The sequence below is a fragment of the Leptospira weilii serovar Ranarum str. ICFT genome (genome assembly GCF_000332415.1).
Classification (GTDB): domain Bacteria; phylum Spirochaetota; class Leptospiria; order Leptospirales; family Leptospiraceae; genus Leptospira; species Leptospira weilii_A.
Genome location: NZ_AOHC02000013.1, coordinates 1 through 19,489, shown reverse-complemented (window position 1 = coordinate 19,489; position 19,489 = coordinate 1). Strand labels below are relative to the sequence as shown.

Below are 19,489 nucleotides of genomic sequence, written 5' to 3'. Positions count from 1 at the left end.
ACCTGTCTCACTCTTTCCTTTTTTTCCGTATATTTCTCCCGAGATTTCACGGGAGATTCAATACGATGAAACAATATAAAAACCGATCGCTGTAGATAAACCGAACGCCACGAACGGAACGGACAATTTGACAAACACGGCCAGGAAAAACCTAGTCTTTCACTTACCGACCATCATTGGCTCGTTAAAACGATGTAGGATCGGCCGTCACATAGGCGATCGAGAAAGAATCCGTTTGGATTCTTTCTCAAACAAATCTAATATTGAAAGGAGAACTTAAGACGCTATTTCATGTTTTATCAAATTCAAAAAAAGGATTCTTACGGAGTTATAGTTTGATTTCTTATGTCTTGAAAATTTTCTATTCGGAGAATCGTTTCCGGTTTCAATAGACAAAATCGAACCGAATTTTTTAAAGAGAGAAATTTCCCGAGTATGTTTGAATTCTTATATATAGAGTATAGATTATGAAGTTAAGCCAAGATCACGATTTTTCTCTATTTTATCGGAACTACAAGGATTCGATTTATAAGGTAATTCGATATCTTTCCACCGATCCGGAAGAAGTGGAAGATATAGCCCAGGAAGTTTTTTTGAATCTCTACAAATCCTTTTCGAATTTTTCGGCGGAAAAAGGGAGTTTCTACACTTGGGCCGCGGCGATTGCAAAGAATACATACTATTCGTATCGAAAAAAGCGAAAGAAGGATTTGTTGGTAGAAGAAGGCGGTACTTTTATAGAATCGCTCCGAGTGGAAGACGATTTTATTCAGACCATTGAAACGCGGATCGTGGAGCAAGAGTTGAGGGAGATTATTTCTTCTTTGCCGGAACCGGAAAAGAGCATCATTTTGTTAAAAGAAATGAACCATTATACTTTGGAAAAAACGTCACAAACGTTAAACATATCCTCAAGAACCGTCAGTAGAAAATTGTTAAAGGCGTTGGATCTGCTTAGAGAAGAATTAGAAAGAAGAAAAGTGGTTTTATAATCATGGAAAAAAAAGATCTGCACGAAGAATTCGAAGAATTGATGTCTTTGTTCCTTTTCGGGGAAACCGGATCGGAAGAAAACAAACGATTGAACGAAATCATAACACTCCATCCGGAACTTAAAAAAAGATACGAAAACTACGTGAAGACGCAGGCGGGTCTGAAACAACACAGGATAGGACTTGAACAAATTCTTATCGAAGCGTCAAAACCCGTTCCTAAAATAAGTTTTTTCCAAGGAAACTTTAGGAATCAATTTCTGGCTATGGCCGCAGTCATTTCCTTAATCGTTTCCTTATCCGTGATCTTCAAATCGGAAACGTTCCGCAAAGCCGAACCGATCCCGATGGAAGTTACGGGACATTGTAATCCGGAAAGTTTACGTTCGGATTGGATTCGGTTGGATCAAAATTCTTTTTGCGACGTTAAGATAAACGGCAAATTGCATTTTAGAGTTTTTCCGAATTCGGAAATCCGAGTTTTGAATTTGGCGCAATCGGTTCAAGACGCCGAATCGCAGGGTTATCAACTTTCCATCTTTCTACAAAAAGGAAACCTTTTGTTAAACGAAACTCCGACGAATACGGAGGGAAAAACCAAAATCTATCTGAGCGGAACCGAGATTCGATTGACCGGAACCAAGGTATGGATCGAAAATTCGGAGGATCGTTACAAGGTAAACGTTTGGGACGGCTCTGCGGAAGTTCGATCGGGAGTTCGTTATTTGCTTCCGTTCTTATTGGACAAACAAAGGGAAGAATTCGTAAAACATTCTCTGGACGTACAAACCGCAAATGATCCCGAACAAAAAGCGAAGTATGAAAGAATCTGGAACGATATTTCTTCGGAAAAACTTTCCAATTCCTCCTTGGAAACAAAATCCTTATTCTTTCAAAAATTCGTTCAAAAAGACGGATCACAGAATCCGCTTCTCGTTTTGAACGAAAAACAAACGAATCCGAAGGAAACTTTCCTTCTTTTGGAAGAAATACAAAAAACGATCGTGGATACCGTTTCGCAAAAAAAAGCCGTTCCTTTGGAAAAACAAAACCTAGAAGAACTGGAGAACTTTGCGAACCGCATTGAATCCCTCGAACCTCCTAAAGAAGAAACCGAACACATCGAAAGTATATCACCAAATCCTAAAGTAGATAAAAAAATCGTTCCGAAAACCGAACCGAAAAAGGAGGAACCCGTACGTTTGGGAAACAAAACGATCAAACTGAAAGACGGCTCCGAATTAAAGGGAAATCTGATTCAGTACGAAGACAAATATATCATCGAAGTCGAAGGTAAAAAAAGAGTCATTCCATCCGGGGACGTAGAGTCGATTTCATTTTGAATCGTTTTCGGCAAATTATGTTTTGCAACGGAACGAGAAGGTTTCTTCAGGGAATTTTTTACTTTTATCTTTTGTCGAATTCGGGAAAAATTTTTGCGGACACGATCCTCTTAAGAGACGGTAAAACGATCGAAAACGTCAAAACTTCTCTACGTGCCGATCACGTTTTGGTCGTGGACGAAACGGGCAAAACCGAAAAAATCGACCTAACTCTGATTGAAAAAATTCTCGTTTCGGAAATTAAAAAGTCGGAAGTGAAAGAGGAAAAAAAAGTAGATACGAATATTAAAAAATTCTACTTTTCTTTGAATGGATCCGTGTGGAGTTCCGGAGTTACGGAAAAGCCGAGTTTCAATCGCGGATACAATTTGACGGATATTTTTACGATGGTAGTCAACATCGATCCCTATCTCGAAAAAAAATATTCCGTAAACGTTAGAACCGTCTCCTTTAACGGCGAATATCGTCGCAGTGCAAATTTCGGTTTTTCACTCGGACTCGAACAAAACTCTTATTTTTTTCCGAACCGGAATATTTCCCCCTGGGTCGGACTTCTCACAAATGTCAATCTGAACTCGACGCCCGAATATCAGACGTTAAGCGCCGCTTCCGTCAATTCGTTCCTGTTCAATCAGCTTAGCGGAAATTTTAAAAATGATAAACAAGGCAACGGCAAATTCACGTTAGGAACTCTTTCGCTTTTGCCGAGTGTCAAATATTACGTTCCTCTTTCGGACTCGATTCTTTGGTTTGTTCAGGGCGGATTCGGGTTCGGAAAAAGTTATGAAAACGGAATTTATTCCAAACCGCTCACCCAAACGGTTTTTTTTGTGGGAACGGGCATTCAATGGGAATCGGAATCCTACTTTTTCAATGTCGCTCTACAATATCGAAAAACCGATTTAAAAGGTTCCGTATATTCCTATCATTTTAACGAGCCGATTTTTATGATCGGCGGCGGGTTTAAGTTGTAATAAAAAGAGGGTTTGTCGAAAAACCCGAAGGAAATTTGCGGGAGTTCCCACATTTTTGTGAAAGTCGGCGTCTCAACTTCTACGGATCGTTCGATAGTTTTTGAAATAAATCCTTAAGAAAATTCCACTTTTTGAATATTATAAATCCGGAAACAAACTCGGTTCCTCATCCGTCGAATTCGGATGCGAAAGGCTGATTCCCAAAAGCCGAATCGCCTTGATCGCCGTTCGTTTACCGTCGTTGGTCTCGAAAAATTCCTCAAAAAGTTCGGCTGCGACGGAATAAAGTTCCTCCGAACCGAAAATCGGTTCCGACAAGGTTGTCGATCTTGTTTTGAGACTGAAATTGTAAAATTTGATTTTAAGAGTGAGAGTTTTTCCGGCAAAGTCCCTTTTTTTCAACCTTCTTTCCACTTCGACCGCAACGTTCCTCAGTTGCCGAAGTAAATCTTCCCGATCCGTTTTGTCCTGATCGAACGTATTTTCCGCGCCGAGCGACTTTCGCTTTCGGAAAGGTTCGACCTCTCGTTCGTCTTCCCCTCTGGAAATTTTGTAATAGTAAATTCCCATCTTTCCAAAATGTGAAACGAGTTCGTCTATGTTTTTCGTTCTCAGATCTTTTCCGGTGCGGATTCCAAGTTCCTCCATCCTCCGAGCCGTAACCTTACCCACTCCGTGAAAACTGCTCACCGGCAAAGGGTCGATAAAAGAAATCACGTCGTCGGGCAGAACAACGGTAAGCCCGTTCGGTTTGTTTTTTTCGGAGGCGAGTTTGGCGATGAATTTGGAATTACCGACTCCCGCCGAGGCGGTCAGGCCGGTACGTTTCAAAATTTCGGCGCGGATTTCTTTGGCAATCGTTACGGCAAATGGAATATTCTTTTTATTGAATGTAACATCCAGATACCCTTCGTCTAAGGACAACATCTCGACTCGATCCGTATATTCCAAAAAGATTTCACGAATCTGTTTGGAAACTTCCTTATACGCCTCAAAACGGGGAAGTACGAAAATCGCCTGAGGTGCGAGTTGCGCCGCCCTGGAACAGGGCATCGCGGAACGAACCCCGAATTTACGAGCTTCGTACGAGGCGGCCGAAACGACGGATCTGCTATTGGGCGGACCGCCCACAACCAAGGGTTTCCCTTTGTATTCCGGGAAATCCCTTTGTTCGACGGACGCATAAAACGCATCCATATCCACATGAATGATTTTGCGCGGTTCCATATTCGATTTCAGTCAGGTTACAAACCGCTAAACATCCGTAACGTCTTTTTCCATTGCCAACCCCTTCCCTTCCGTTCGAATCAAAGTCAAAATTCGAACCGATTCGGCCCCGTTTTGAATGAGAATTCTCGCCAATTCGTTTGCCGAAGCGCCGGTGGTAAACACGTCGTCGACTACGAGATAATTTCCTCTTAACTTTCCCTTATATTCCTTTTTGATTCGAAATGCAAACCTTGCATGGATAAAACGATCCGTTAAACTTTTACCGGCCTGTTTTTCGTCGCTTACCTTTTCGATCGGGCGTATCAACGGAAAAGGTAAAATACTCCGCAATCGTTTTAGTGCGAAATCGCAGGACTCAAACGGCCTCCTTTGATTTTTGGAATTCCATTTTGTTTTTGTGGAAGGCATGAGAATCACTCCGGAAAAACTCAAGTTCTTCCAGGATCGTAATTCTCTCTTGATACCCAAACAAAGATAAATCGAAAGCGGATATACGGAACGCATCTTGACGCAGTTGATCACCTTCGCTAAAAAGGGGGTTCTGTTTCGTAAAAATTTCAGTTCTTCGAAAAATACGTTTCTCGAATTACAATAGTAACATTCCTCCGTCGTTCGCACTTCTTTACAAATTTTGCATATACTTTGCGTACGATTCGGAGAAATGTAATTTTCCGAATGACAGAGTTTACAAACGCCGATTTTGGAGGAAAAATAATCGTATCTTCCGCAAAACTCGCAACCGACCGGTAGAAAATAATCCAATAATTTTCGGAATTTCATTACCCTTTACGGTTCTCCGAAACGTTTCAACGGCATAAAAAAACCCGGAAAATTCCGGGTTTTTTCAATCCTGACGATTTTTTTTAACTCTTACTTTTTAGGCGGAGTTGTAGGTTGAGTCGGCTTTGTATTTGTAGGAGCAGGGGCCGGTGCAGGCGACTCGGACGTTGTAGGTTTGTTTCCGTTAGAACCGGCTTCTATTTTACGAATTTGTGTTGTAGGAGGGTTCACATCCACAGAGAAGCTGACTTTTTTGGTTTCACTTTCGTTTCCTACGTTATCGATCGCTTTCGCTTCGATCGTATGTTCGCCCTGAGCGTCGATCGTTATCGGCTCCGCATAAGGAACGAAATCGGGAGCGTTATCCGTTTTGATCAGAATTCTTTTGATTCCGGATTGTCCGTCCAGCGCTTTGATCGCAAAAGAGTTTCCTTTTCTGGAATACGTTTTTCCGTCGATGATTACCAGAGGAGTGTTTCCTTGGATTTCAATTTCCGGTTTTACATCGTCCAAGGTCACTACAAGGATCGCTTCGGAAGAAGAGTTTCCGGAATTGTCAACAGCGGAATACTTAATCAGATTCACTCCCGCCTTCTCCAATTTGATCGGCTGGTTGTCGTAAGGTCTCATGTCCCCGCCGTTGATGGAATACTTTACTTCTTTGACTCCCGAAAGAGCGTCGGTCGAGGAGATGGTATACGTTACGTTCTTGGATCCGTAGTTGTATCCGTCCAGGTTGTAAAGAATTTCACTCGGTGCGATTTTTACGGTCGGAGCGGTGTTGTCCACCACGACTACGAGCGCTTTAGCAGGTTCCTTGTTTCCGGCTTTATCCACAGCTCTGTAAGTAAGGCGATTTACACCTTCTTTGAGAATCGCGATCGGAGACGTATATTTTGCGTAATCCATTTCGCCGATTTTATATTCGATGTAGTCGACCGTACTGGAATCATCCTGTGCGGAAATTTCAAAAGAACTTTTGGAATTCACATAAAGATCGGCCTTTTTGACTTCTTCCCCCGGCGTAACGTTGTTCGGGGCGGTTTTTTCAGGCGTAGGACTTCCGGATTGTTCTTGAGTATTTGCCTGAGGCGTAGAGCCTTCATCCAGATCTTCCTGGGCAACGAGCGTTACGTTAACGGACATTAAAAAAGCGATTGTGAGTCTTACGAGAGTAGAACCCTTCATTTTGCACTCCTGTATATTAGAGATTTAGTTTTTTGACGATATTCGGATAGTGGAAACATTTGGAAGAAGCCTGTCAACCGATTCTATGAAAAAAAAGTCCTTCTCAATCGTTCCTTTTACCGGGAAACTCGATCGCCTTTCCCTTGTAATACTATTTTTATTCCTATTGTCTTTCTCGTTGAGTGCGCAGGAAAAACCTTCGGCGGAAATTTGGAAACAAATCATCGTAGAAGACTTCGAAACGAAAGAATGGAGTTCTAAAAATCTCAAAACACGTTTACCCAAGGAATATTTTCCGGATATTAGAACCTCTTCCCTTTTACTGAGCCCGGAAAGAAATTCTTCCGGAAGTCTTCTCTTGGAAGTTCCCGCCGATAAAAATCAATCCTTCGAAATTCTCTGGGAACAACCTTGGAAAACGAAAGGGTTCGTGCAAGAATTTCAGTTTCACATCTATTCTTCAGGATCGGGGGCCTCGCTCTTCGTTTTGCTCCGAGATTCCACTTTAGAAGTTAAGAAAATTCTAATTGTCCATCTCAGTTTCGAAGGTTGGAAAAAAATCAGACTCAACGTGGTCCGCAAAATCAGACAAGACGATATCGTTTTCTCCAAACAAATTCCCGTCGAATTTTTAGGTCTTCTCTACGTAGCTCCTTTTACGATGAAAAGAGGTTCCAGAGATCTATTCGCAATCGACGATATTCTCGCGATCGTTCGGGATAAAAATAGAATGTTCTCAAACGATAAAACCTTGGTGAGATAGGTTTCAAGGTTTTAGGGGTTAGGTTTTAGGGGTTAGGGTGATTTTTGTAATAGAGAGATCAGACTTTAGCAAAGGCTGATTTTCCAATTCTGTAAAATCTTTGAAATCTGATTTCTGAATTTTATCCACTAGAATATTGCGATTTTCTTTTGTTTAAGTTGGGTTCGAGACAGGAAGAAACGAACAAAATCGGCTCCCTCGAAATTAGAAGAATTGACGCATAACATTCTCTAAGGTTCCCTATCGGTATGAGTGAATTCATTGAAATCAAAGTTGGGGAAAAGTCCTATCAATTGCCGTTGATTTCCGGAACCGACGGTAAAAAAGGAATCGATATTCGCGAGCTTCATCAAAAAACCGGGCTTATTTCTTACGATCCCGGCTTTTTTAACACCGCGTACGCCGTTAGCCGAATTTCCAGAAGAGATCCGGATTCGGGTGAACTTCATTATCGGGGTTACGACGTCGCGGACCTCGTTCAGCATTCCACCTTTGTCGAAACCAGTTACCTTTTGATCTACGGGAAACTTCCCACGGAACAACAACTCAAAGACTTCTCTCTAAAACTTTCCAAACATTCCCTGATCCACGAAGACATGATCAATCTATTCGACGGTTTTCCCGGTAAAGGACATCCTCTCGCGGTTCTTTCGGTGATGGTAACCTCCCTTTCCAGTTATTATCCGGAAGAATACGAAGAATCTTTGGACAAAGGAATCGATCATTCCGCACGTCTTCTCGCTAAAATCAGAACGATCGCGGCCTTCTCTTACAAAAAAATCGTCGGTCAACCTTTCGTGTATCCCCTGGATAAACATCCTTATTGTACGAACTTTCTTTACATGTTGTTTTCGATTCCTTCCAAGGATTTCGTTCCGTCGGAAGATATCGATCGGATTTTAAATCAACTCTGGATTCTTTACGCGGATCACGAACAAAACGTTTCCAACACCACGGTTCAGGTGATCGGTTCCACTCAAGCCAACTTGTTCGCTTCCATCTCTTCCGCGATCAACGCGCTTTGGGGTTCGAGAGAAGGCGGTCGTCAGGTTGCGGCGGTGGGCCTTATCGACGACATCATTCAATCCAGAAAAACGGTCGCGGAATACTTCGAGAAATTCAAAGGGGATTCGGAAAGATTGTTCTCCAACGGTTTCGGCCACAAAGCCTACGACTCGAAAAGCAGAAGAGCGATCATCGCGAGCGAACTGTTCCACGATTTTTACAAAAAAAATCCGGTGGGTCCGATCGCGGAAGTGGCTCTCAAAATCGAAGAGTATATGCAAAATGATGAATATTATATCAATCAAAAGTTGTATCCGAACCTCGAGTTCTACAGCGCGGTGATTTTTCATTCTCTCGGGATTCCGAAAGAACTGTTCACGGCGATGCAGGTGATCGGTAAACTTCCGGGTTGGCTGGCCCACTGGAGAGAACAAAGAGTTTCCGGTAACTACAGTAAGGCTCGTCCTAAACAAATCTATGCGGGTGAAATGGGCAGAAAATACGTTCCCCTTTCGGAAAGATAATCGATGCAAAATCCGAGATGGAAAGATTGGCTCGCTCAGGCTGAAAGAGATTTTGAATGGGCGGGCGCTTTTCTTTACGATCGGGTTTTTTCGCTCAGACTTGTTTCGTTTGCCAACAAGTGGGAAAAACATCTCTCAAAGCGCTCGCTTATTTTCGCGGAGCCGATTTAGTAAAATCCCATTCCGTTAAAACCATCGCAAAGGATTTGAATGAAAACGGAGAAATCGAATCCATCGGACAAAAATTAGATTTATATTATATACCAACTCGTGATCCGGATGCGTTTGCGGACGGCGCACCTTTCGAATACTTCGAGGAATCTCAAGCTAAAGAGGCGATCGTTTTTGCGGAAAGATTGATTCAAATCGTAAAGGAAAAACTGAAATAGAAACGGATAGCGAGTTAATTTTCAATAAGAACTCGTCCCAAAACATACGAAAATTGCGGAAATGAATGCGATGCCGAAAAAACTCGAGACGTTTTGGGACAAACTCTAACTTTAATATTCTAAATTCATGGAATGTTTTATTTTTGACGAATATTAAAAGCGGGAAAAGGTTTCAATCCGCCCGTTCTATCGCAGGACTTTTCTTTGAGAGTCTCTTAATTGCAACGCTCAAGGTTTTTGAGCCGGTGCAAATTCTTTCAGTTTCCAAGAAACCGCTAAGTAAGCCGCGGGAATTACTCGTTCAATTTTTTTACTTCGTAAACCCGTTTCTACCAAGGGAAAATACTTAGGTTCCGGTTTGTCTTGGATATATTTCAGATATCCTATATCAAGTCCTTCGCCACCCGATTCCAACAAAACGTCAAGTTGTTCCCTGATCGCTTCCGGTATTTCATCCTGTCCTTTGGATCGTATCATTTCTTTTACTCTCTTTTGTATATTCTATATTTTTAATGTGTTTTTTGAATCGGCGGTTAACAAAATCTAATTACTTTTCTTTAAATTCATTTTCACGAAATGCCTTGAAATGGCAATTTGGGCTATTTTAAAGTGAGATACTGTCTATTTTATTTTGTATTTTCTCAAATCCCCCTAAAGATAACCTAACCGTTGTTAGATTTTGGATTAGGCAACATTAGCGAATTCTAAAATATCCGAATTTATAATTAAAAGAATAGATAGGTGATTTAAGCATTGAAATTTGGTACCAAAGAGACATAATTAACATTATGTCTATCACACTCCAAAAGTCAAATCTCGTCAAGAATTTACATGTGATTCGGTTATCCGGCTTAGAAAATCCACAAGAACTTCAAAATGTTAAAAAATTTGCTAGTAAAGTTTTTGAACAATTTGGTTACACTAAATCATTATATACGACAGTCGATATGGATCCTTGGTCTACTTGGTTTTATGTGAGAGAAGGAACGGAAATCTTAGCCGCCATGCGTATTGTAGAAAAAAAACCGATGAACTTGATTCCTTTGGAACTCGGAATTATTAAAGAAAGCGATCCGATCCAAAGATACGCAGTCGTTGGTGAAAACATTGCAGACTGGAATTCAGTAAGTTTTGAGCATTCTAAAAAAGGCGCGCGCGCCGCTGTCTCTACGTTCCATGCGGCTGCCAATTTTTGTCTGAAAAAAAAATTCGATATAGTCTATGGATTTTATCACAAAAAAGTAAATTCAATCGTAAAACTCTACAGCACAATTGGAGCCATGCCATCTGAAAAGTATCAAAAAGAAGTTTATTTTCCGGAATGTTATTACCAGGGAGAATTAGTTTACCTCACTCCGATTGAAATTAACAAAGAGGCTTTACAAAAAATTAGGACAAAATTATGGTGATCCGGGTTGGTTCGTGTCACCTATGTCAGTTTTATTTAACCTTTTTACCGCTACCTCGATTTTTCTATTAGGATTTTATATCAAAAAAAATCGTGACCAGCTTATATCTGTTAGGATAACTTTTTTCTATCTGACACTTTCTGTTGGGTTATGGACTTTATTTTCAAGTTGTAGGCAATATATACCTTACAGTATTCGTCTCTACGCTCCGAACCTGATTCTAATTTCTGTAATATTCGTTCCCTTTTTGTTAAGTAGAATCGTGAACAAACTTGTGGATGAAAACTACAATGCGTCCAGATTGAGAAAACTCATCGAAACAAGCCTTATTGCCTATCTAGGCATTTCAGGGCTTAGTTTTAATTTGATAAAAATAACAGATATTCAAACACTTACACACGAACCCTTATTAGCCTATCATATATTAATAATTTATTCTATTCTTTGGATGTGTGAAAGTATATTCAAACTTACAAAATGTTTAATTGTTTCCGATGGAATGGTTCGCGTTAGACTTTCATTGATGCTTTTTGGAATTTCTTCTGCATTCTTAATCATAATTCCTTTAGTTTGGATTTTACCATTCTTTGGAATATATCAAGGATCTTATGCTTCTATCGGTACTATGATTTGTATAATTTTCTGGGGTGTAGCAATCCTTCACTACGACGCTTTTCAAACAAGAGAAGAAATCTTTTCTGGAAAACATGTTCCATTACTAAATAGAATCACACTCAATCCCATTTTGAAATTATATTCCATTTTAGACCCTGAGGAATTTGAGATGCGTAGATTAGATTCTAATTCGATCCTAGCAAGAGAGGTTATTAACACGGCTTTCGAATGGATCTTTAGAGCCAACATACCATTCAGGGCAACCGCTCGAAAAGTCGCAATCAAGTATGATCGATATTTAAAGTGATTTAGATTTATCCCGGATTGTTTTTTAAGGTCTCGGATAATTTATAAAATCGATCGATTAAACCGATTACAAATTTCTGATCTTCTTGGGGTAACTTCACAAGTTTTTCCAACTCTTTCATCAAACCGGGAACTTTTAAAATGATTCGAAGATTTAAAATTTCGTAATCTGTATATTTCTTACCATCCGATTCTTCTAACCAAAACTCTCCTTGGCCTTCCATTACCCAAATTGCCGAAATGTTCGTTTTCAACTGAAACAATTCGGCATAAGTCCATGTGAATTCAGTTTCTCCGGTTAGTAATCTGGAAGCGTTTGACGGATGAATTCTCAAAAGTTCAGCCAAACCTTTCCGATTGATTTCCAACTCGTCACATGCCATTTGCAGTCTTTCGAACTTTTCCATATTTTTATGTGCGGTTTGCTTTTTTTTAATTGACATATGTGCAAATTGCTCTACTTATAACCTGCATTTCGCATTTTATCTTTTCAATGTAACCTTCTGCGTTGAAAAGAATCTATGCAATCCGCACAATTGCAAGCTAAATATATTACGAATATCCTTGTAGTAACAGCTCCATCGATTTTGTTTTGTGCGATTTACTGTATGAAATTTCGGATAACTAAATGTTGAACATCAAAAATATTCATCTATTCCCAAAGTATAGTTTGCGTTTCTTCAATTCAAAATAGGTATAAATCATGTTAATCAATTACTTTCAAACACCGCCCTTGGACATCACCGAATTAGAGTTAGACGAATATGAAAAATACCTTGGGAAAAAGTTATGCAATGAGGATAAGGAAGCAATTTTGAAATCCACGGGCTTTCGTAAGGTTTTAACGATCAGAAGAAAATTAAAAGTTAAGTCTATCAATAATTTCTTTCTAAACGATTTAGAAAGTTATGAAGAAAATCAAATAAGATAAAACAACGCCGAGCTTCTTCCCATGTTTGATATGAATACTTTACGGTTTTTATTACGGAGTTTTTCTTTATGGAAGTGGAGCGGCCTTAGTCTATTTGTCTTTTATTCTCGGAAATTTAGACAATCCGGATTCATTGTAAACGCCTCATTCGAATTTCTAAATCTATTTTATTTGTAACCGCCTAACAAAGTGCAGGTTTTCTTTTGGTTCTATTTAGTATCGAAAACAATCAATTCTTCTTGGATTTTTTACGGCGACTGCTTTTAACTAATGATAAAGGTGGTCGATCCAACCCAACTGCAAGAGCAAACTCATCCATAAAAGATTCAAATTTTGCATTGAGAATGGAATCTACAACCGCCTCTACTTCACTTAGTTCGGTTTCGTTAAAGTTCCCCATTTTTTGCAATATTCTTTTGAACAAAGATTTTGGATTCAAGGATTTTGGAGGCAAAGGTTCCATTTTCATATTCCTTTAAGCATTATCAATCAATAATGTTTTCTATATCTTCGGCTACCATTGAATCATTATTTACTTCTAAAATTCTTTATATTCCTATTTTTTTAAGTAATTTCTTTTTTTGTTTTGGGCTTTGTTTCTCGAAACTCTCCCGATTTTGAGGTTGGCGTTCGGGAGGGTCAGGGTTCTGCACAGGAGGGAAATTCTATGCCGGTAACCAACTTGTCCAGTTTTCACTTGAAATATGCTAAACTCATCTTGTAATTGAATCTAATAAAGTGTATACCATACTACCAAATACTTCTGAATTGGATATCATCTTACTATACTTTACTTTAACTGGAATATCTAATGTATTAATTATATATATATAACCCGGATCAATTTTAATTTCTTTTTTTTCAAGAATTTCCTTTCCAGTAAATTTACGAAATGTCTTAAATTTAATTGGAATAGCGTTATATTTCTTTTCAAATATTTGATTCAGATTTTTTATTTTTTTAATTTTCCCATTATTAATTGAATATAACGCCACCTTGCCCTCTATTTTATCTAATGCAATTTTAAGTCCGTACGAAATTAGATATTCATTAACTACTGTAAATGGGCAATTTTCAAATTCATAATTTTTATATCGATTCAATGAATATACAAATTCAACTTCATTCGAATCATTGATATAATATTTAGAAGAACAGATAGCTTTACTTTTTTTTATTATTTCAATTGATGGAAAATTTATCCCGGTAAATCCATAATTATCTGCACGACCGTAAAATCTCCCTTTTATTGTCTTTCCTATTTGATTCTTGATATCCTCTGTAAAATTAATCTCTTCCCCACTATCATTCAATTCGAATGCGGAAATTGTTGCCATATTTCGATTTAATTCCGCAGCAAACTCCTTTTCGCCACCAGAAGAGTTGATAAAACTATTATTTAAATAAATAACGGATGGTCGTAATTTTTTAATTTTATCGACCATTTTTATCAGACTATCTCTAAACTTCTTACGCTCCCCCATATATTCATCGCTTTCTGCATCAATATCGACCAAAATAATCTTCTCCTTTTGATTCGATATCTCTTCCAATTTAGGATCAATATAATAATTGCATGATATTATGCTAATACATAATAGAATGTATTTCACCATGCTCTTGTCCCAGTAGAAGAAGGCAAACTACCTGTATTATTTTCAGATTTACCAAAATTAAATAACCGATTCCAAAGATTTGGCTTAGTAGCCGCATATTCAGCAGATGCCCTAACGGCTTCCGTGCCATTCATGGCTTCTTTATAAGAATACTCTTCGCCATTCGGACCATAAATAAACTGCCTATGACCTAATCCATCTATTATAGCGTTTCCAGTCTTCGGATCTGTCCAAGTAATAGGTGCGTTTTTTGAATCCAAGACCCGAACGGTCAGTTCACCATATTGGGTTTGAATCTTATCGCCATCCTTTAATACTCTAACATTAGGTCTGCCATCTACACCCCCATTAGTAATTTCATCAGAAGTCGAACGAGTTTTCATTTCTCCGATCTGAGTCCATACCCATTCTCCCTTTTCATTTTGATGTCGTGCATAAACACCGGCTCCCATTGCTCCTTCTAAGCGATCTAACTGGTCCGATTCTTGCTTCGTTAATTTTACTCCACGACTTAACTTATCATAGTAATTATTCAATTTCTGTTTCATAATTTCTATAGGATTCTCTGGAACACTCGTATTATGCACAAGAATATTAGAATTCGATACAAAGTATGTATGGAAATCTTCTACATGAAAGTTATAAGTATCAATGCCATCAACTTCAACGCGATTGATTTCTTTAATTGTTATCTCTTTTAAATTGGAATTAACAACTCTATCTTTCTTAGTTAGATCCTTTGCTAAAACAAAACCTTTTTCTTTAATATAGAAAGGGTGTCCTTCAGTTGTTTCAATAATTGTATTATCTTCCAAACTTATTTTAATAAGTATGTCCGTTTTGTTTCTAAACACTTCTAAGACTTTTTTATAACCCAACTCAAGAGTTACCTCATTGAATGCAAAGACAATATCTCCAACCTCAATATTCTCGATCGTTTTCGTATTATCCTGCGTTAAAATTTTTGTTCCTTTTACAAAACATGCTACTTCATCCATCGCAGCATTATAAAGAGAAATTGCATCCAATCCTCTCGCTGTAGTCCTGTTACCACCATTGTTCGCAGTCGCACCCTCACCCCCGCCAAACAAACCGTTCTTGATCGCATTCCAGCCATTCGAGAGGTTCTCTCTGCTAAAACCCCCCACAGCAGCCCCAACACCGTTCAAGATATCGTCAAACAAGTTCCGATTGGCAGCCGCGTGTTCCGGGTTGTTCGTCTTGTCAAAAAGGTTACGATCAAAACCGTATTGAACGTCGCTACTTAGGCCACCGTATTCAGAAACCGTCCAAGAAGGAGTAACGCTCATAGGACCAAACTTAGACGAAACACCAACCGTTGCGCCGTAACCCGCTTTCGTATCGTAACTCAAGCCTATGCTACCGTACAAATCTCCCTTTTCGTTGTATTTGCCTCTCACATTCGCACTCACACCGGAAGATTGATTGTCTCTCCCGATGTTGTTCCGGTTGTAACTCAGCTCCGCACTGTTTGTAAAACCTTTATTCGACTGCGCACCAAAACCTACTTTTAAACCGACACTCGCTCCCCAAGCTCCACTCTTCGAGTTGTAGTTTAAACCGATACTACCACCCACCTTCATCTTGTTAGGCGTCCCTACGCTCACACCCGCTCCAAAACCGTTGGCGTAACTGTAACTCAAGTTCACACTGAGCATTCCACCCGTATTCTCCTCCAAGTAGGAGTTGATCGCTCCACTTACAAATCCGGCTGCCATACCGGCGGCACCACCTTCATACGCACCTCGAAACGTTTTCCAACCCATCGTTCCCAATGCCGATATCGACATCAGAGCCACTCCGATTGGAGCGAACGGTGTAAACGAAAGAACTCCGCCAATAATACCCGCAGCCGCGAGCGTAGTCGTCACTACTTTGTCCAGGGCCGCGTCGTTCGCATACATCTCCGCTCCCGTTCGCATACCCAGTTCATTGATATGTCGTTGGGCTTTGTTGGATTCTCTGAACTTCGCTAACTCGTAGTTCCCTTCCGCAAAAACACCGTTCATCGCCTGGTTCCCCAGGCCCAAGGTAGCCAAGGCTACAAACGGTTCCGCCACCGTCTCCACTGCAAACATTACAAAGTCAACCATTCCCGTGACTGCATACAACGCACCTTGCACCGCTCTTTCGCCTTGGCGGCCCGCTTCCTTCATATCTTTTTTAGCGCCGCTAAAATTACCCATCGATGCTTTCAGAATCGCTTGGGCTTGACTGAGTATCATATTCCCAACGCCCTTCCCTGCCTCTACCGCACCCTCAGCCACCACTCCCAGTTGATTGTAAAATCGTCCCATGCCTCCGCTCTTTCTCTTGCGGGCCGCATCCATCTTCCCCTTTCTCTTGTCCATCTCCTTCTTGGTCTTGAGAATCGAATACGATTGCACAAACTGTTGTTCCCCAAACGTGCCTTCGGGAACTTCTCCGACAAGAAACCCTGAGTTCATCGCTGACTTCGCACATTGTTCTGCGGACTTGTTCAGACAAGATACGCTTTCACCGCTCTTCACTGCATCCAAGTATTCGTTATAGGCGCTTCGAGGCGTTAGGGAGTAGGCGTTAGGCGTTAGGGAAGAAGGGGAAAGTCTTCCCCTCGCTTCATCCCGAGCTTGCTGTTTCTCTAATTTAGCAATGTCTAATGGTGTTTTCAAGCTCCGGATTCCGCTACCCCTTCGCCGGGGGATTTTTTTGTAAGAAAGCCCGGACCCGGTTTTGTTGAAGTTCAGATCGACGCTGTATGTAGTCGGGCATTGGGCTTTGGAAAGCTAAAGTTAAGTTTTGTGCACAGAAAAGGTAAACGAATCGTGGTGCACCCAGGTGCACCGCTACGATTTTCAAGTTAGGAAAGATTGAGGTTGGCTTTTTACTTTTTGTTACTTTCCTAATTTGAATCACTTAAGTTGCATTCTATATTTTTAAAATAGTTACCTTTCTAAACAAACAGACTTTGATTTCGACATTTTAGTTTTTGGGTAGTGTCAAGAAACAAAGCATTCAAATAACGTTACTTCTCACGAGGAAAAACGATACCATGATCTCTTAGATCGTCCTCACTCAGACCGATCACTTCCAAGACCGTTTCCAAATCGATCCCTTTACCAAGCATCTTGCGGGCTGCTTCCAGTTTACCCTTCTCAATGCCCTTCTCAATACCCTTCTCAATACCCTTCTCAATACCCTTCTCAATACCCTTCTCAATACCCTTCTCAATACCCTTCTCAAGGCCTTGTCGTTCACCGGCTTCGAAGCGAGCCGCTAAATCATATACATAGTCACGATCCGTTTTGAGTTTCTCTTCTATCTCTTTGCGTTTCTGAGGATCATTCGAATACTGTTCTAAAATCGTAAAAGCCTTACTCAAATCAGGCGTCTTGTCTACCAATATGGCCATCTCTTCCTCCTGCAATTCCGACGTATGTTTCAACACATACAACCAACTCTCTAAATCATTTCGTAAATCTTTTACATCTTCAGTAACAAACTTACCCAGTTCTAAAAAATGAACTTCCAAGTCGTCCGTTAACGTGATCTCCGGATTACTCTCTTCTCGAAATTTAAACTTACTGTGATAATTCTCGATGGGAATCAGATTAAAGTCAACTATGTTTATCTGATAGACAGGCTTCAAATCGCTATATCCGTCTCCGGGTTGTAACTGATCCCGGATCAATCCAGAAAGATAATACAAACCCCTCTTCACAAACGAACTCTCATGCGCTACTTGTATTTCTACGTGAAAAATTCGACCTCGCTCATCCGTTGCACGTACGTCCAGATACGAACGTTTTTCGTCCGGAGACGTCCTAGTCAACTCAGGGTTTAAGATCCTGATCGCTGCAATCTTATGTTCATGATTCGGAAAGATTACGCTGTTTAAGATCGAAATCAGCAACACGGGCTCTTGAACAAACAATGCCTTAAACATCCAGTCTGACGTTAATGGGAAAAAATGCATGACAAAGCGTACGGCTTACACCAACAGGATGTCAAAACTATTTTCTTGGTTTGAAGTTCCATTCAATCCAGAACTACCGGCTCTGATTTCAAGAACAAAAGGATTAGATAGTCTTAGGACTTTTCTTTGAGAGTCTCTTAATTGCAACGCTCAAGGTTTTTGAGCCGGTGCAAATTCTTTCAGTTTCCAAGAAACCGCTAACTAAGCCGCGGGAATTACTCGTTCAATTTTTTTACTTCGTAAACCCGTTTCTACCAAGGAATAATACTTAGAGCTGTCGATAGAATCATTGTATATCCAAGAAGGACCTAACGTTTGTTTTACGAGATTTCTCTCTTTTTCAATTTCATCTTTCTTTTCCATTTTCTTTGTAATATTCGAAAAAAATCCCAAAGCACGGCTCGGATTTTGTTTCTCAAAAGTCAGCTTGTCGCCTACAAACGAAAGAGAAAGAAATTCCAAACAAAACCGTTTGAGAGATTGAAGCTTGTTTTCCTTTCGTATCTGGATCAGGATTGGAGAGAACATTTGATTTTGGTTTCTCCCGAAACTCTTCTCGAATGGAGAAACAACAAACTCAAGATCTTTTGGGCTCTGCTTTCGAAACGAAAAAAACCGGGAAGACCTTCCGCTCCCTGGGATATCATCAAACTGATTCGAAGAGTAGCGAAGGAAAACAACGTTTGGGGAGCGACTAAACTTCACGGTTTGCTTTTGAAATTGGGTCATACTATTTGCGAAAGAACCGTTTCGAAATATCTTCCCAAGCGACCTTCCAATCCTAAAAAACGTCTTTCTTGGAAAGAGTTCTACTCTTTACATGCGGATGCGATGATTGTCTCCGATACGTTCTAGTGAATATGACTTTACATTGTTATAAAGTTCTAATTCCTAACCAACTCCTATGTTTGAGAACGCTCTGTCGTTATTGTGGAAAATCCCCGATTTGCAGAAAAATTTCCTAACTCCTATCCACTATTTCCTAACGAACTAAAATGTTTTGAAGTTTGCGATTCGCAAACAAGTTCAAGCGGGTAAGAAAACACGTTATTTTCTTTCGGACAATGATTCCCTTTTTGGGAAACGTTTTACGAAGTATTTGGTTCGGATTGGCATCAAACACAAAAAGACTTCGTTTCATTCTCCTTGGCAGAACTGTTACGCCGAACGGAAAACTCAATGCCTCACTCTCTACGGATCGTTCGGCAGGGTTAAGACGTGCAGAAATGAGTTTCTGGACTTTTTCATTCCGATCAACCAATATCACTTGGAAAAGAAATTGGAAGAGTTCATTCATTTTTACAATCATCATCGTACTCATCTGGCTCTGAACAAAGACAGTCCCGTTCCTTCTCCTATTTTGATACGTCCGTCGGTTGGTAGTGGAAAACTCATTTCCACTCCTGTTCTCGGCGGCTTGTATCATACATACTCTTACAAAAGCGTAG

At 40.1% G+C, this 19,489-nt stretch carries 15 protein-coding genes and 4 pseudogenes; 10 read left to right on the top strand and 9 right to left on the bottom strand.

Annotated features, from left to right (window positions below):
• Positions 1–467: 467 nt before the first annotated feature.
• The 3 genes from LEP1GSC060_RS02760 to LEP1GSC060_RS02750 are packed head-to-tail and all read left to right on the top strand — an operon-like array spanning position 468 to position 3,309.
• A complete protein-coding gene (locus LEP1GSC060_RS02760) occupies positions 468–992 on the top strand; it encodes an RNA polymerase sigma factor (RefSeq protein WP_002995688.1) in 525 nt (174 codons plus the stop codon).
• 2 nt (positions 993–994) lie between these two features.
• Positions 995–2,335 carry a FecR domain-containing protein gene (locus LEP1GSC060_RS02755; protein ID WP_002995701.1) on the top strand — a complete coding sequence of 447 codons (1,341 nt, stop codon included), beginning with the start codon at positions 995–997 and terminating at the stop codon, positions 2,333–2,335.
• Between the two features lie 17 nt (positions 2,336–2,352).
• Complete coding sequence (locus LEP1GSC060_RS02750; RefSeq protein WP_002995784.1) at positions 2,353–3,309, top strand: hypothetical protein; 957 nt, start codon at positions 2,353–2,355, stop codon at positions 3,307–3,309.
• 138 nt (positions 3,310–3,447) lie between these two features.
• Here the strand turns inward: LEP1GSC060_RS02750 and dinB are convergent, their stop codons facing one another.
• The 3 genes from dinB to ompL47 form a co-directional block, all read right to left on the bottom strand.
• Entirely contained in the window at positions 3,448–4,536 is a 1,089-nt protein-coding gene (gene dinB, locus LEP1GSC060_RS02745; RefSeq protein WP_002995799.1) for a DNA polymerase IV, read from the bottom strand.
• Positions 4,537–4,563: 27 nt separating this feature from the next.
• Positions 4,564–5,319 (bottom strand): ComF family protein, encoded by a 756-nt coding sequence (locus LEP1GSC060_RS02740; protein ID WP_002995707.1) that lies wholly within the window; start codon positions 5,317–5,319, stop codon positions 4,564–4,566.
• Between the two features lie 90 nt (positions 5,320–5,409).
• Positions 5,410–6,507, bottom strand: coding sequence for a multi-beta-barrel domain surface protein OmpL47 (ompL47, locus tag LEP1GSC060_RS02735; protein WP_002995645.1), 1,098 nt, complete (start codon positions 6,505–6,507; stop codon positions 5,410–5,412).
• 85 nt (positions 6,508–6,592) lie between these two features.
• Here ompL47 and LEP1GSC060_RS02730 point away from each other — a divergent pair, with 85 nt between their 5' ends.
• From LEP1GSC060_RS02730 to LEP1GSC060_RS19195, 3 genes and pseudogenes are all read left to right on the top strand, one after another.
• Complete coding sequence (locus LEP1GSC060_RS02730) at positions 6,593–7,270, top strand: flagellar filament outer layer protein FlaA (RefSeq protein WP_002995728.1); 678 nt, start codon at positions 6,593–6,595, stop codon at positions 7,268–7,270.
• A gap of 248 nt (positions 7,271–7,518) precedes the next feature.
• Positions 7,519–8,799: a citrate/2-methylcitrate synthase gene (locus LEP1GSC060_RS02725; protein ID WP_002995814.1), complete on the top strand. Its 1,281-nt coding sequence runs from the start codon at positions 7,519–7,521 to the stop codon at positions 8,797–8,799.
• 3 nt (positions 8,800–8,802) lie between these two features.
• Positions 8,803–9,188: pseudogene (locus LEP1GSC060_RS19195) on the top strand (HEPN domain-containing protein).
• Positions 9,189–9,431: 243 nt separating this feature from the next.
• On the opposite strand, the pseudogene LEP1GSC060_RS02715 reads toward LEP1GSC060_RS19195, so the two are convergent.
• A pseudogene (locus LEP1GSC060_RS02715) lies at positions 9,432–9,665 on the bottom strand (hypothetical protein); the annotation flags it as partial.
• Positions 9,666–9,976: 311 nt separating this feature from the next.
• Here LEP1GSC060_RS02715 and LEP1GSC060_RS02710 point away from each other — a divergent pair.
• Together LEP1GSC060_RS02710 and LEP1GSC060_RS02705 are read left to right on the top strand one after the other, a co-directional pair.
• Positions 9,977–10,597: an LBL_2463 family protein gene (locus LEP1GSC060_RS02710; RefSeq protein ID WP_036095235.1), complete on the top strand. Its 621-nt coding sequence runs from the start codon at positions 9,977–9,979 to the stop codon at positions 10,595–10,597.
• Between the two features lie 22 nt (positions 10,598–10,619).
• Entirely contained in the window at positions 10,620–11,519 is a 900-nt protein-coding gene (locus LEP1GSC060_RS02705; RefSeq protein ID WP_002995764.1) for an LIC10906 family membrane protein, read from the top strand.
• A gap of 7 nt (positions 11,520–11,526) precedes the next feature.
• Here LEP1GSC060_RS02705 and LEP1GSC060_RS02700 read toward each other — a convergent pair whose 3' ends face one another.
• Positions 11,527–11,925, bottom strand: coding sequence for a hypothetical protein (locus LEP1GSC060_RS02700; protein WP_002995726.1), 399 nt, complete (start codon positions 11,923–11,925; stop codon positions 11,527–11,529).
• 296 nt (positions 11,926–12,221) lie between these two features.
• On the opposite strand from LEP1GSC060_RS02700, the gene LEP1GSC060_RS20470 reads away from it, so the two are divergent.
• Positions 12,222–12,449, top strand: a complete 228-nt coding sequence (locus LEP1GSC060_RS20470; protein ID WP_002995761.1) for an LIMLP_19325 family protein — start codon at positions 12,222–12,224, stop codon at positions 12,447–12,449.
• A 229-nt stretch (positions 12,450–12,678) separates the two neighbouring features.
• Here the strand turns inward: LEP1GSC060_RS20470 and LEP1GSC060_RS02690 are convergent, their stop codons facing one another.
• From LEP1GSC060_RS02690 to LEP1GSC060_RS02675, 4 genes and pseudogenes are all read right to left on the bottom strand, one after another.
• Positions 12,679–12,912, bottom strand: coding sequence for a hypothetical protein (locus LEP1GSC060_RS02690; RefSeq protein ID WP_002995724.1), 234 nt, complete (start codon positions 12,910–12,912; stop codon positions 12,679–12,681).
• A 250-nt stretch (positions 12,913–13,162) separates the two neighbouring features.
• Positions 13,163–13,966: a hypothetical protein gene (locus LEP1GSC060_RS02685; RefSeq protein ID WP_230458295.1), complete on the bottom strand. Its 804-nt coding sequence runs from the start codon at positions 13,964–13,966 to the stop codon at positions 13,163–13,165.
• A gap of 92 nt (positions 13,967–14,058) precedes the next feature.
• A pseudogene (locus LEP1GSC060_RS02680) lies at positions 14,059–16,707 on the bottom strand (polymorphic toxin-type HINT domain-containing protein); the annotation flags it as partial.
• A gap of 383 nt (positions 16,708–17,090) precedes the next feature.
• Positions 17,091–18,041: an Rpn family recombination-promoting nuclease/putative transposase gene (locus LEP1GSC060_RS02675; protein WP_036095234.1), complete on the bottom strand. Its 951-nt coding sequence runs from the start codon at positions 18,039–18,041 to the stop codon at positions 17,091–17,093.
• A gap of 315 nt (positions 18,042–18,356) precedes the next feature.
• On the opposite strand from LEP1GSC060_RS02675, the pseudogene LEP1GSC060_RS20935 reads away from it, so the two are divergent.
• A pseudogene (locus LEP1GSC060_RS20935) lies at positions 18,357–19,489 on the top strand (hypothetical protein); the annotation flags it as partial.